This window comes from Photobacterium sp. J15 (genome assembly GCF_963870815.1).
GTDB lineage: Bacteria > Pseudomonadota > Gammaproteobacteria > Enterobacterales > Vibrionaceae > Photobacterium > Photobacterium marinum.
Window position 1 is genome coordinate 1,073,866 of record NZ_CAWMUI010000002.1, and the last position, 12,740, is coordinate 1,086,605.

12 protein-coding genes are annotated in these 12,740 nt (G+C 43.7%); 6 read left to right on the top strand and 6 right to left on the bottom strand.

Annotation, left to right across the window (positions count from 1 at the left end):
* The first annotated feature begins 19 nt into the window (after positions 1-19).
* Genes AACQ93_RS21800 through AACQ93_RS21815 form a run of 4 tightly spaced genes read left to right on the top strand, consistent with a single transcriptional unit; the run spans position 20 to position 5,563 of the window.
* Complete coding sequence (locus AACQ93_RS21800; RefSeq protein WP_064608825.1) at positions 20-1,624, top strand: carboxyl transferase domain-containing protein; 1,605 nt, start codon at positions 20-22, stop codon at positions 1,622-1,624.
* Positions 1,625-1,671: 47 nt separating this feature from the next.
* The gene (locus AACQ93_RS21805) at positions 1,672-2,511 is read left to right on the top strand and encodes an enoyl-CoA hydratase-related protein (RefSeq protein ID WP_064608827.1); all 840 of its coding nucleotides are present in this window, start codon (positions 1,672-1,674) and stop codon (positions 2,509-2,511) included.
* Positions 2,504-4,594: an acetyl-CoA carboxylase biotin carboxylase subunit gene (locus tag AACQ93_RS21810; RefSeq protein ID WP_064608830.1), complete on the top strand. Its 2,091-nt coding sequence runs from the start codon at positions 2,504-2,506 to the stop codon at positions 4,592-4,594. The genes AACQ93_RS21805 and AACQ93_RS21810 overlap by 8 nt, the downstream gene beginning before the upstream one ends.
* Before the next feature lie 45 nt (positions 4,595-4,639).
* Positions 4,640-5,563, top strand: a complete 924-nt coding sequence (locus tag AACQ93_RS21815; RefSeq protein WP_064608831.1) for a hydroxymethylglutaryl-CoA lyase — start codon at positions 4,640-4,642, stop codon at positions 5,561-5,563.
* A 91-nt stretch (positions 5,564-5,654) separates the two neighbouring features.
* On the opposite strand, the gene AACQ93_RS21820 is transcribed toward AACQ93_RS21815, so the two are convergent.
* The 3 genes from AACQ93_RS21820 to AACQ93_RS21830 all read right to left on the bottom strand — a co-directional run bounded on the left by AACQ93_RS21820 (position 5,655) and on the right by AACQ93_RS21830 (position 7,046).
* Positions 5,655-5,933, bottom strand: coding sequence for a hypothetical protein (locus tag AACQ93_RS21820; protein ID WP_232323378.1), 279 nt, complete (start codon positions 5,931-5,933; stop codon positions 5,655-5,657).
* A 331-nt stretch (positions 5,934-6,264) separates the two neighbouring features.
* Positions 6,265-6,543, bottom strand: coding sequence for a hypothetical protein (locus AACQ93_RS21825; RefSeq protein WP_064608833.1), 279 nt, complete (start codon positions 6,541-6,543; stop codon positions 6,265-6,267).
* A 314-nt stretch (positions 6,544-6,857) separates the two neighbouring features.
* Positions 6,858-7,046, bottom strand: coding sequence for a hypothetical protein (locus AACQ93_RS21830; RefSeq protein WP_198160223.1), 189 nt, complete (start codon positions 7,044-7,046; stop codon positions 6,858-6,860).
* Position 7,047: 1 nt separating this feature from the next.
* Here AACQ93_RS21830 and AACQ93_RS21835 point away from each other — a divergent pair, with 1 nt between their 5' ends.
* On the top strand, positions 7,048-7,956 hold the full coding sequence (locus tag AACQ93_RS21835; protein ID WP_198160224.1) for a hypothetical protein: 909 nt from the start codon (positions 7,048-7,050) through the stop codon (positions 7,954-7,956).
* A 37-nt stretch (positions 7,957-7,993) separates the two neighbouring features.
* On the opposite strand, the gene AACQ93_RS21840 is transcribed toward AACQ93_RS21835, so the two are convergent.
* Entirely contained in the window at positions 7,994-9,250 is a 1,257-nt protein-coding gene (locus AACQ93_RS21840) for an autotransporter outer membrane beta-barrel domain-containing protein (protein ID WP_232323379.1), read from the bottom strand.
* A 357-nt stretch (positions 9,251-9,607) separates the two neighbouring features.
* On the opposite strand from AACQ93_RS21840, the gene AACQ93_RS21845 reads away from it, so the two are divergent.
* On the top strand, positions 9,608-10,927 hold the full coding sequence (locus AACQ93_RS21845; RefSeq protein ID WP_064608839.1) for a winged helix-turn-helix domain-containing protein: 1,320 nt from the start codon (positions 9,608-9,610) through the stop codon (positions 10,925-10,927).
* Positions 10,928-11,421: 494 nt separating this feature from the next.
* Here the strand turns inward: AACQ93_RS21845 and ppiC are convergent, their stop codons facing one another.
* Together ppiC and AACQ93_RS21855 are read right to left on the bottom strand one after the other, a co-directional pair.
* Positions 11,422-11,703, bottom strand: coding sequence for a peptidylprolyl isomerase PpiC (gene ppiC / locus AACQ93_RS21850; protein WP_064608841.1), 282 nt, complete (start codon positions 11,701-11,703; stop codon positions 11,422-11,424).
* A 138-nt stretch (positions 11,704-11,841) separates the two neighbouring features.
* Positions 11,842-12,528: a VC0807 family protein gene (locus AACQ93_RS21855; protein ID WP_064608842.1), complete on the bottom strand. Its 687-nt coding sequence runs from the start codon at positions 12,526-12,528 to the stop codon at positions 11,842-11,844.
* Positions 12,529-12,740 lie beyond the last annotated feature (212 nt).

Consider the following 12,740-nt stretch of genomic DNA (forward strand, 5'->3'; position numbering starts at 1 on the left):
CAACAAAGCAAGGACAGCCATGGCGATTATTCAGACTCATATCCATCCGGGCGAAACACAGTTTAAGCAGAACAGTCAGAATATGGCAGAGCTGGTGGATGAGCTACAAACCAGAGCTCACCAAATTCTGCAAGGAGGCGGGAGCAAAGCCGTAGAAAGGCAAAAAGCCAAGGGCAAACTTCCTGTTCGTGAACGCCTTGATGCCGTACTGGACAATGGAAGCCCTTTCCTCGAAATCGGTCAGTTTGCGGCTTGGGAAGTCTACGACGAACCTATTCCCTGTGCCGGAGTTGTAGCAGGAATCGGCTACATTGAAGGCATAGAATGTATGATTATCGCCAACGACCCGTCAGTAAAAGGTGGCACCTACTATCCCCTGACTGTGAAAAAACACCTTCGCGCTCAGGAAATCGCCGAACGCTGCCACCTGCCCTGCATCTATCTGGTCGATTCCGGCGGTGCTAACCTTCCACATCAGGCTGAAGTTTTTCCCGACCGTGACCATTTCGGGCGTATCTTCTTTAATCAGGCCCGAATGTCGGCCAAAGGTATTCCGCAAATCGCGGTCGTACTCGGATTATGTACCGCGGGCGGTGCTTATGTTCCAGCCATGGCCGATGTCGCCATTATCGTCAAGCAACAAGGTACGATCTTTCTGGCCGGACCGCCGCTGGTAAAGGCAGCAACAGGCGAAGTTGTCACGGCAGAAGAACTGGGCGGCGCCGATGTCCATTGCAAAACATCCGGTGTTGCCGACTATTATGCCCACGACGAACACCATGCCCTGGAGCTGGCCCGTAAGGCCATCACCAGTAGCCACCTTTCGAAATCATACAAACCGGATCATCCGGTATTACCGCCTCGTTACCCACAGGATGATCTGTTCGGGATTGTTGGCACAGATTTGCACAAACCAATTGATATCAGAGAAGTCATTGCCCGGATCATTGATGATTCCGATTTAGACGAATTCAAAGCCTTATATGGCGAAACTCTGGTCTGTGGTTTTGCTCGACTTCATGGCCATTCAATCGGCATCATCGCCAATAACGGCATTCTGTTTTCAGAATCCGCTCAAAAAGGTACTCATTTCATAGAACTGTGCGCCAAACGGAAAATCCCCCTGTTGTTTCTCCAGAACATTACCGGCTTCATGGTCGGGAAAAAATACGAAGCTGAAGGAATCGCTAAACACGGAGCCAAAATGGTGATGGCCGTGTCCTGTGCCGATGTTCCTAAATTTACCGTGATCGTCGGCGGTTCATACGGTGCCGGTAACTATGGCATGTGTGGCCGAGCCTATAACCCAACCATGATGTGGATGTGGCCCAACACTCGAATCTCCGTTATGGGCGGTGAACAGGCTGCCGAGGTTCTTGCTCAGGTTACCCGAGACATTAAAGAACGTAACGGAGAAAGCTGGTCACAAGCCGATGAGGAAGCTTTCAAAAAACCAGTGCATGAAATGTATGAAACTCAGGGCTCTCCTTATTACGCCAGTGCCCGCCTGTGGGATGACGGGATTATCGACCCGCGCCAGACCCGAGATGTGGTCGGCCTTGCGTTAACCGCGGCATTGCGTGCACCGATACCTGACAGCCAGTTTGGTATTTTCAGAATGTAAGTGACTCCACATAACTTAATGCGATAAGGCAAAGCAAGGAGCAAACAATGAACCAGTCCACATCAAGTTACACCAACCTGCATACAGAACTTGATGCCGATGTCCTCTGCTCCGTATCCGGTTCTGGTGTTGCCACTCTCACGCTTAATAGAATCCATAAACATAACGCTTTTGATGCCAGCGTTGTTAAAACCTTAAGCCACTACCTTGCGCTGCTAAAAGAAAGAACAGATATCCGAATACTGGTTCTGAACGGCAAAGGACGTCACTTCTCCGCCGGCGCGGATCTTAACTGGATGAAATCCATGGCAGACAAATCAGTTCAGGAGAATCATAAAGATGCTTCTCAACTGGCAAACTTACTGGCCGAACTCGATTCCTTTCCGGCCCCGACCATAGCCCAGGTTCATGGCAGCGCTTACGGCGGCGCACTGGGTCTCATCTGCTGCTGTGATATCGCCATTGCCAGTGCAGAAAGTCATTTCTGTCTCAGTGAGGTGCGGCTTGGTCTGATTCCAGCCACCATCGGCCCCTATATCTGTCGGGCAATAGGCCAGCGCCAGGCTCGGCGTTATATGCTGACTGCAGAACGTTTCAACGCTGCCACCGCCCGCAAGCTCGGGATCATTCATGAAGTTCGGAGCCTCTACGAGGAAACGGACAGATTATTATCACATCTTATCGAGCAACTACTTCATAACAGTCCCGAGGCACTGACTCAGGCCAAAGCCTTGTGCCAGTTGTGCCATAACAGAGAAATAGACGAAGAGCTGAGAGAAACCACCAGCGGCCTTATTGCTGATATTCGAGTTTCACCCAATGGTCAGGAAGGTCTGAAAGCATTTTTTGCCAAACGACCACCAGCATGGAGCACAAGACATGAATGAATCAGCAGGCAAAAAAATTCAGCGACTGATGGTCGTAAACAGAGGTGAAATCGCCTGTCGTATCATTTCAACAGCAAAAAAAAAGGGCATAACCACCATAGCGGTCTACTCCGATGTCGACCAAAAGGCAAAGCATGTAGCAATGGCGGATGAAGCCATTCTGATTGGCAAAGCCCCGGCACAAGATTCTTACCTCAACATCCCGAAGATTATTGAAGCAGCAAAACGGGCTGGTGCAGAAGCCATCCACCCCGGCTATGGTTTTCTTTCTGAAAATGCCCGATTTGCTGAAGCATGCAAATCCAATGACATCATCTTCATCGGCCCGACAGCCGAAGCCATGCTGGCAATGAGTTCAAAATCTGAAGCCAAAACCATAATGGAAAAAGCCAATGTGCCGCTGATTCCCGGCTATCATGGCGCAGATAACTCAACGGATAAATTACTCGATATCGCCGGTCAGATCGGTTATCCGGTCATACTCAAAGCTGCTCTTGGCGGCGGCGGTAAAGGCATGCGAATTATCAATTCAGCCGCAGAGATGCCAGAAGCTATTGCCGGAGCCAAGCGCGAATCAAAAGCCGCTTTCGGCGATGACCAGCTGCTGATTGAAAAGTATTTAACACAACCGAGGCATATTGAAATTCAGGTTTTTGCCGATCAGGCTGGCAATACTATCTATCTTTCCGATCGGGATTGTTCAATTCAGCGCCGTCATCAAAAGATTGTTGAAGAAGCCCCTGCTCCAGGACTGTCTGCCGAGCTACGCCAAGCGATGGGACAAGCCGCCGTTGATGCCGCCAAAGCGATTGGCTATGTAGGAGCTGGGACTGTTGAGTTTCTTCTCGACAGTAATGAGCAATTTTATTTCATGGAAATGAACACCCGCCTGCAGGTTGAACACCCGGTTACCGAGTTAATCACGAGGCAAGATCTGGTTGAATGGCAAATAAAAATCGCAGAAGGTTCAACCCTGCCGCTTAAGCAGGAAGATATCAGTCACCGCGGCCATGCAATTGAAGTCCGAATCTATGCTGAAGATCCGGAACAAGATTTCATTCCATCTTCCGGGCAAATCCATTTCCTTCAAGAGCCTCTGACCTATCATAACGATCAAATCTGTATCCGACTTGATTCCGGCATCAGGCAGCATGACAGTATCACCTCATATTACGATCCTATTCTGGCAAAACTCATCGTTTGGGCGGAGGACAGAGAGCGGGCTACTCATGAGCTGTCATCAACACTTTCTGATTATCGTCTGATTGGCCTGGAAACCAATATTCCCTACTTACAAAGAGTAATTCAGCATCCGGCTTTTCAACAAGCTCAACTCAATACGCATTTCATTGATCAATATAAAGCAGAGTTAGCGTGCATTGCTCCACCACTATTTGAAACAGGACAAACCGGTAAACACTCAGTCGCCAAGATCCCTAAGCTTGCATTGTTTGCGGCCGTTGCCGAAATAGAACAAAGTCGTCACTCACAACCATTTCCCGATTTATATGGCTGGCGACTCAACCAGGATCCGTATTCAGATACCGTCATAAATACAGATAAGGGCGATTGCTATAAGCTGAGTTTCCAGCATCTGGAAGATAAAACGTTCTGCTCGCTAAAAACAAAGCTCAAAAAGATAGCTACAAATAACGAGCCTGAGTCAGCCGCAAGTCTGGATATCCATCTTTTATCGACAACTGAAAATCCACATAACTCAGGGATTAACGACTTTCAGATTGAAGTAAACGGGTACTCCTGTCATTTCAGCGCCGTTTACTGTCAAAACCGCCTCCACATCTATCATGACCACTGGTATGACGTATTCACATTTGGTCATCAGGCTGATTACCTGCACAGTAAAGAAGAAAATAATCAGGCAGTCGCTCCTCTAAACGGTATTGTCAGCACCTTGCTTTGTCAGCCCGGCGACACCGTAGATGAAGAACAACCGCTGCTGGTTATTGAGGCGATGAAAATGGAATATACAGTCAGGGCTCCGTATGCAGGAACCGTAACCAATATTCATTTCCAGCCTGGCGATCAGGTTGAACATGGTGAGCAGTTAGTCAGTTTCAAATAGAAATAGATAAGAAAGCTGATAGTCCCGAAGAAAAAGGAGTTTCAGATGGCCACACTTCCGGAAAAAGTAACTATTTTTGAAGTCGGAGCCCGAGACGGGCTCCAAAATGAAGCCCACGTCAGTACAGAAAACAAAATAGAATTTATCAACCGGCTTTCCCAAAGCGGATTACGTCACATCGAAGCAGGCTCATTTGTCTCCCCGAAATGGGTACCTCAAATGGCAGACTCTATGGAAGTAATACAACAAATTCAAAAACAACCTGGCGTTATCTATTCTGCCCTTACTCCCAACATTCGGGGGTTTGAACTTGCCCTCGCCGCCGGAGCTGAAGAAATTGCTATCTTTGGCTCATCGTCTGAAGGTTTCAGCCAGCACAATATCAACTGCTCAATTTCAGAAAGCCTGAAACGTTTCGAGCCAGTTATGTTGCTGGCAAAAAAACATCAAATTCCGGTTCGAGGATACCTCTCCTGTGTTGCTGATTGCCCCTATGATGGTCCGACACCACCACAACAAGTTGCCGATGTTGCTAAGGCACTGACTGATTTAGGCTGTTACCAGATATCCCTAGGCGACACCATTGGAACAGGCACACCACTGCGTATCGCCAGAATGATAGAAGCTGTCGCCAGTAAGGTGACGCTGGAAAATCTCGCGGTACATTTTCATGACACCTGGGGACAGGCACTGACTAATATCTACCAGGCTCTCAGTATGGGAGTTAACGTCATAGACAGTAGCACTGCCGGTCTCGGCGGGTGCCCCTATGCTGAAGGAGCAAGCGGAAATGTTGCCACTGAAGATGTCATCTATCTCTGCCAAGGGCTGGGAATCGAAACGGGTGTTGATTTAGACAAAATCGCATCAGCCGGATGGATGCTTACTGAAAAAATGGGAAAACAGCCGACGTCACGAACTTCGCTGGCATTAAAATCACGGCAATACAAAAAACATCAGCCGACATGATACAAAATAATAAAAAAAGACGATAATCAGAACTGCTTCCAATTATCGCCAAAGGGCTATGAGATAGTAGCAACCAAATATTCTGTATGTATTAATCTGCTCTTAGATAACGCTGCTCGGCTTCCAGTTCACTGGCAACCTGCCATATAACCATCTCTCTTTTATCTCGTATACTTTGTTCATGTTTTTTATTGACAACGTTTTGTCTATTATCCGGACCAATATATTGGTCAGCATAACTATCAAATAACGCCCTGAATTCTTCCATCGTCGGCAAACAATTATGTGCTTGCTCATACGAATCAAAAATATCATTTACTGCTGTTGAAATATCACGTTTTACGCCATCCGCATCTGAACTAAAAATCATTATTAACTCCAATATAGATTGCAACGCAATGCACAAGATTGAAATATCTAAAGTGTAGCCAACAGATGTAGAATTCGCAGGAAATCAATGCCACTAATGAGAATGATCGTAATAATATATAACTTACTGTTGGTTAAGGTTTTTTATTAAAACTTAGTCCAACAATTCATAGGTATTGTAAATTTCCACCGTATTTTCGTGACTTCGACCTCAAATAATTCACAATAATCTATTTTATAAAAACAAAAAAAGATGGTTATGTCATTGAACATAACCACCGCCAAGTCTGAACAAGTCAAGGATAGAAGTTTGAGTTACAGCAAAGCAATTTCTATTGCTGAGATTTTAAAAATCTTTGTTGCGATTCTATTTGATATAACACCCGCCCTGCTCTTTTTACTCTGGCAAATTGCTTCTCAAAGTTATTTGTTATTCCTTCAACGCTGAGCTGATCCATTGGGCCTATATAGCTCTTTGTATTTTCGTCAAATATTGAACGAAATTCTTCCATTGTTGGCAGAGATAAATGCTGTTCATCTAAAGATTCAACAATATTATTAACTGTCATTGGAAGGCCATGATTAACACTATCAAAGTCTGAACTGTCCATGATGCCATCGCTCCATTATATTCCTGTATCGGAATGTCCAGATTATCTAACAAAACAATTGTAGACGATAAATTACTCACTTATAAATTCAAAAAAGTAACAAAACCTGACCCAATTAAATACTAAGATTATGTTTAATCACAAATTAATTGCGATTACATTAAGATTAATTATTTATTAATAAACTTACTATCATCATTTTTCTAGAACAAAATCTCAAATTTAATGAAACTGCATGCATTTCAACTTTCATCACTAAAACAGCTATAATTAAAATAGTTATCAAATCATGGTGTTATGATGGCTTATAATAATTATAACTGTTCAATATTGCTGGGCAGACATCCTTTCATCACATCAATACCAACTGCCCGGCACATAATATCCGCTATTGAACTCAGCTTACTGGTCACAGCAATAACATCTTTCCAGCATGTGTTCGCAGCACCGGTATCAGAAAATGCAACTACTTCTTCTATAACAGAAGAATCTGAAAACGACATTGTGAGTTGGATTGATGATACTCAGCTGACGATTGCAGACAGTATTCATGATTACAGCACCTCACTTGATCACTTTGTCGGCAAAAAAGAAGATGAAAAGCCAATTAATAACCGCAGCTATCTCCGCCTTAGGTTAAAGAGTCGGTACTCTCACCGCGAATACCTTGAAACAGACGGTAGCGTCTACCTTAAACTGGACTTACCGCACACAAAGAAAAACTGGAAAATAATCTTTGAAAGTGATCCGGATGACTTTGATCGTCTTGAAGATAAAGAACGCGGCATCAGCGCCAACAGTAACAGCAGCCTGAGTGGAGCCATTGGAGGTGTTCGTCTTCAGGGAAGAAAACTGGGTGAATGGAAAACCAATTTTGACTTAGGGCTAAAACTTAAATTCCCAATTGATCCTTTTACTCGAATAGAAGTTTATCGCACAGATCAACTGAGTTATGAGTGGACAAGCCGTATAAAACAAGAAGTTTTTTACTACAAATCCAAAGGCCCGGGTACATTAACGTCTTTCAATTTTTACCATGCAATCACTCAGGAACCTTCAACGATTCTCAAACTGAGCCTGAACGCACAATACCTGGATACGGATAACAACTGGGAAGTCGTTCAACAGGCCGAGATATTTGACCGAATCGACCAAGATAACCTTCTGCAATACTCTATCGGTGTCAGTGCAGATTCAAGACCAAACTATTCAGTAACCAACTCCTGGGTATCCATTGGCTGGAAGCATCGACTATACAAAAAATGGCTTTATTTTACAGCAACACCTGAACTTGATTTCCAGGAGGATTTTAATTACAAAATCAATCCCGGAATAATGTTTGAACTGGAGTTCTACTTTAGCTCCAATGATCGTGGAAACGATCGTCTGAAGCATGTTATCCCTTCACCATAGGTTGTAATTCACCTAATCACTATGCAGCTATCCAATTTTAATCAAGTGCAATACTGACACCTAGGGTAAAGGTATAAGCTGAGATATCATCAAGCCCGACTAAACTGCTGGCTTCTGCGAAGCCATGCCAGTCGCTGTTGAATGCACCAGATAAACCAAGGTGAACACGGCCATAGACTGTGTCATTGCTATTCACAATAATCGGTAAAATACTGCCCGAGTTATCTGCCTTGAGTTGACTTATAATTCGCTCGGATCCGCTGTCGATATCATAATGGAGATATCCACGGATATAGGGCTGAAAAATACCTAAACTAGTTCGAACAGGATGTGACGCACTCAAACCGGCAATCAACATTGTTGATTCAAGTTCGTTAATATTATCAACTTTAGATATTAAATAATTTGAGATCCCTTTAGACGGCCGTTCACTGTAGCGATCAGTGTCAGACAGTGTGTATTGAATACTGCTTTCAAACGCGATGTTCAGATAGTTGTAGTCAACGACATAGCCTCCCCCCAGGGAAAATACCCAAATATCTGAATCTACGTCATTCGTGTTATTAAATACGCTATCACTGTAATGTCGAATACGTCGCTCAATATCCGTATCCATCAGTGCATAGCTGGCCGTGAAGTCAACATACCAATCGTCACGAAAATAACTGAAGTAACCAGAAGCCACCAAGCCATCTATTTCACTTTCATAACCTTCATTTTCATCTTCATTAAACGGCAGCCCCAAAGCGACGCCAAACAGATAATGATCATTAAACAGATAATCACCACCTAACGTAACTGAATAGCCATCCTGCTTTTGTGCTACATCTTTAGAGAGATAAGCTCTGTCATTTTTGCTAACAGTACTAGCATTTGAATCAAACCGAACATAGGCTCCCAGCCGTGAATAGTTCTGCTCACCAGCCAATCCGTCCTGATACAGCATAAGCTCTGATATCTGTGTTCCACCTGCCGGCCATGTCTTTTGCTTAGATGCGTAACGAAGGTCACTGGCACGCATCGCCATCTCATTGCCATTTAGTCCACGAGTGCTTGTCGCCATAGCCTGCGATGATCTCGACTGTGACAGATCATCCTTACTTACCTTATCCCCTCTCACATCATTGGCTAACCGCATCAAATCGGAAATGGCCAGATAAACCTCCTGAGAAATTCTGCTAGTCATTGAATTTGTTTGTTCCTGCTCTGCAGCATAAGAGATGTGAGTACCAAAAACTGAGCTTACAGTCAGTGTCGACGCAACAGTTATGTTGCGCATTGTATTTATGTCCATACAGTCCCCCCAAACACAGCTACTCACTAGCTCTGGGTTTTAGTTCTGTTTTTTGTCAGTGAGCGCATAGTTCAGTATAGGAATCGTCGCAATCCTCCCTTGTCGCAAAAATGACCATGTTGGGCATTTTTTACGGTTAAAAAAATATGAATAATGAAAACAAATCCTAAAAACACACTACATGTTTATACTGAACTGAAATATAGTGTGTTTTGCAGTTATTCCTGTCTGGCTTATGTGGATAATGTGTGGCAGTATTCAAGAATAAAATTAATTATTATAAATAGATCAGCCAATTATTATTAATGGACTGAATGCAACATTAAACAAAGTCACTTTCACCTGAGCAACCAGAGCATGTCCGATCATCAAGGCACCGCACTTAAAGTCCAGCTGGGAAAAGCTATAATCTTTGACTGCTCAACCAAGCGCCTTACATACAAAAACCGTCATATTGATTTGAACCGCGCAGAACGCGAAGTTCTGTATGCGCTAATTATCAATTCACCACGTATGGTCTCCAAACCTGATTTACTCGCTGCAGGCTGGGTTCGCAAAGACGTAACAAAAACCTCCTTATTTCAAACAATAAGAAACCTTAGAATCAAACTGAAGGAAGAAGAGAAAGGGCAAATCATCGAATTGATCCCTAAGCTGGGATACATAATAAAGGTAACGCCTTATGAAGAGCCTGAACAAGCAGCCGAACCAGAAGTAAAAAAAGCCCCTGAAAGCCAGAAACCAAAGAGAAATAAGCTCCGAATAGCATTTTTCTCTGCTGCTTGTACATTGATATTAGCATCAGCTGCAGCTGTCTATTTCTACCTTCAACCAAAAGATTTCTTTTACGAAGTAGCAGACAAAAACAATAACAACACCATAGTGTTATTGGCACAAAATCAAAAAGATCTGGATTTTCTTCTGAACCGTACGGAGCAACACCTGTCTCCGAAGAAATTCCATGACAATCTGTTTTTCATTGCCAAAACCGAAAACTATTACTCCATAGCCTTTTGTGAAAAGAACGAACAAAACGTTTGTGACCCTAACTCAGCCCGAGCACTGAGATTCAGCCATCTTGAACTAGCATCTTTCTGGCCACTGATGACTGAAGAATCATTGTCTATTGGTTGTATGTCTGTATTTAACGACGACATCGCCATTACATCGTCTGCGAAATCGTACAATCTCTATCTGGAAAACGGACAGGTATCCCCTAACTTATCTCAGTATTTCGTCCATAAAAAAGAACAAAACTACTGGAACTTCACTGGGATCACTTATCGGATGAACCAAAAACAGAAACAGTTTGTTCCAATTTCATTCAAAGGGGGCGAGTTCAGGCTGAAAGAGACCACAATTGTACCCTTTCTGGCAATGACGACGACAAAGCCTGAATATTTCTACTGGATCAAATCCAAAGAAGAATTAAAGGCTATGAACATCCAGCTTCCAAGCCAAATGGAAACTAGGTTCGATAACGTTTACCGCCAGACAATCGGATATGAAAGCTATATGCTTTACCGACAGGATGGCCTGTACCTATGGTACTCCGCAGAAGCCGGTTTCTACTGGTTTAACAAGCAGGGAAATGAGGCATCCAACTTTCCTGAATTCGACACAATAGCACCTTGCAAAGACTTCCTGCACATCAGTTCCAATCCCCAGTGCAAATAACCCATACACCTCCGGCTAGAAACAAGCCGGAGGTATCAAAAACTCCAACTAATTTGCCATCACGCAATTGATTATTACTCTTATATAAAGGCTTTACTTCTTTAAGGTGACGTGATGAACAAGATTAGACATGGACTATTCAGCTTCTTCTTCACATTTCAGGCTTTCTTCAGACTGGCCTTTCCTTTGCTATTTAGCCTTAACCTGCTGGGTGTAGCTTTGGGGCTGCTGCTGATATTTACACCGTCAAACGCTCGCGAGTACAGCGAAATCATATGTCTATGTTTTGCATTCAGCTCATGTTCTCTGTTGGCTCTGAAGCATTTTTATCCAACAATTCTGGCGAAAACTGATACACGCAGTAATAAGATAGTTGTTCCACTGAGATAGTTTTTCCGCTGAAATAACGGTTCCGTTTAAAACGGTTGTTACGCCAGACACAAAAAAGGACATCCAATGATGTCCTTCTTATTATCTTCTGCTTTGAAATCAGATTAGGTGCGGTAAAGCACCTTAATGATGTGGTAACCAAACTTGGTTTTTACCGGACCGATTGGCTCAAGCACCTTGCCTGTAAACACGGCTTTGTCGAAAGCAGGAACCATAGCACCTTTGCGGAACTCGCCCAGATCGCCACCACGTTTGCCGGATGGGCAAGCTGAGTATTTCTTAGCAAGCGTCTGAAATTTAGCGCCTTTCTTCAATTGCTTAAGAATATCGTCTGCTTGTTCTTTGTGCTTCACCAGAATGTGAAGCGCTGCTGCTGTTGAAGCCATGATAGCAACCCTAATCTAACTATGAATAAATCGCGCAAAGTGTGCGATAAATCGCAGCAAGTAGCAAGCGCAAATAAAAATGCCAGCAACATTCGGCTGGCATTTAATCTAATCAAGAGATGAGTATACAACGTGCGGTTACTGCATCTTAAAAATCTGCGTAGTTTCCAACTGAGTCATCTGACGAATTTGACGCCATACAAAGTAGAAAATCCCCATCATCATCAACATGGATGGAATCGCAATCATCGGGTAACTCATCAAAGTTAGCTGACCCAGTTCTTCATTAAACGCCTGAGAACCAGACGGACTGGTCACAATCATTTTTGCCAGCACATAGTTCATTACAGATGAGAACACGAAAGTACTCGCAAACAGGTAATTAGAACGCATCAGACACTTATCGAAATCCGGCTGTCTGCCGTTTTCGCTCAGCTTCTGTTTAATCAGCGTCAAATTCAACACAGAATCATTAAACAGCAACTTGGTTACAACCGGATACTTAGTAAAGGTCGAGATGAATACAGCAAGACCGATTAAGCCCGGAATAAGCGCTTCTTTTACAGCCAGCCACTTAGTGTCCAGCTCCAGCAAGCCTATCCCACCAGTTAGCAACACGCTGACAAAACCCAATAATGAAATAAAATTGAATTTCTTGAACTTAATTAATTCATAACCGCCGAATACAACCGGAAATGCCAGAGCGATAACTAAGGCACCGACGGAGCCCAACTGATCCTCACCACTCATTTTCATGAGTACAACAGAAGGAACAATTACGTTGAAAATCAAATCAGTAAACGGGTTCGCTTTCTTTTCTGCCATAATCTCGTCAAAAGTTACTTAAAAGTTAATTCCCGACCATTGTTCCGTGATTTGATGTTCCTGTAAAGCGTTTCGAACATACAAACTGTAAAAGGCTGCAACAAAGCCAAAAGCTCTGTCACTCCTCGCATTTTTTCAATGGCGTATCTATAGCTCTATAGCGATACCGACAGCTGGAAATTCAGCAATCCTCTCCCATACTCATTCAACAA

Bases quoted from the DNA above. Each gene is read 5' to 3' on its own strand.
- AACQ93_RS21800 (WP_064608825.1), top strand. From the start codon at position 20: ATGGCGATTATTCAGACTCATATCCATCCGGGCGAAACACAGTTTAAG.
- AACQ93_RS21805 (WP_064608827.1), top strand. From the start codon at position 1,672: ATGAACCAGTCCACATCAAGTTACACCAACCTGCATACAGAACTTGAT.
- AACQ93_RS21810 (WP_064608830.1), top strand. From the start codon at position 2,504: ATGAATGAATCAGCAGGCAAAAAAATTCAGCGACTGATGGTCGTAAAC.
- AACQ93_RS21815 (WP_064608831.1), top strand. From the start codon at position 4,640: ATGGCCACACTTCCGGAAAAAGTAACTATTTTTGAAGTCGGAGCCCGA.
- AACQ93_RS21820 (WP_232323378.1), bottom strand. From the start codon at position 5,933: ATGATTTTTAGTTCAGATGCGGATGGCGTAAAACGTGATATTTCAACA.
- AACQ93_RS21825 (WP_064608833.1), bottom strand. From the start codon at position 6,543: ATGGACAGTTCAGACTTTGATAGTGTTAATCATGGCCTTCCAATGACA.
- AACQ93_RS21830 (WP_198160223.1), bottom strand. From the start codon at position 7,046: ATGTCGTTTTCAGATTCTTCTGTTATAGAAGAAGTAGTTGCATTTTCT.
- AACQ93_RS21840 (WP_232323379.1), bottom strand. From the start codon at position 9,250: ATGGACATAAATACAATGCGCAACATAACTGTTGCGTCGACACTGACT.
- AACQ93_RS21845 (WP_064608839.1), top strand. From the start codon at position 9,608: ATGTCCGATCATCAAGGCACCGCACTTAAAGTCCAGCTGGGAAAAGCT.
- ppiC (WP_064608841.1), bottom strand. From the start codon at position 11,703: ATGGCTTCAACAGCAGCAGCGCTTCACATTCTGGTGAAGCACAAAGAA.
- AACQ93_RS21855 (WP_064608842.1), bottom strand. From the start codon at position 12,528: ATGGCAGAAAAGAAAGCGAACCCGTTTACTGATTTGATTTTCAACGTA.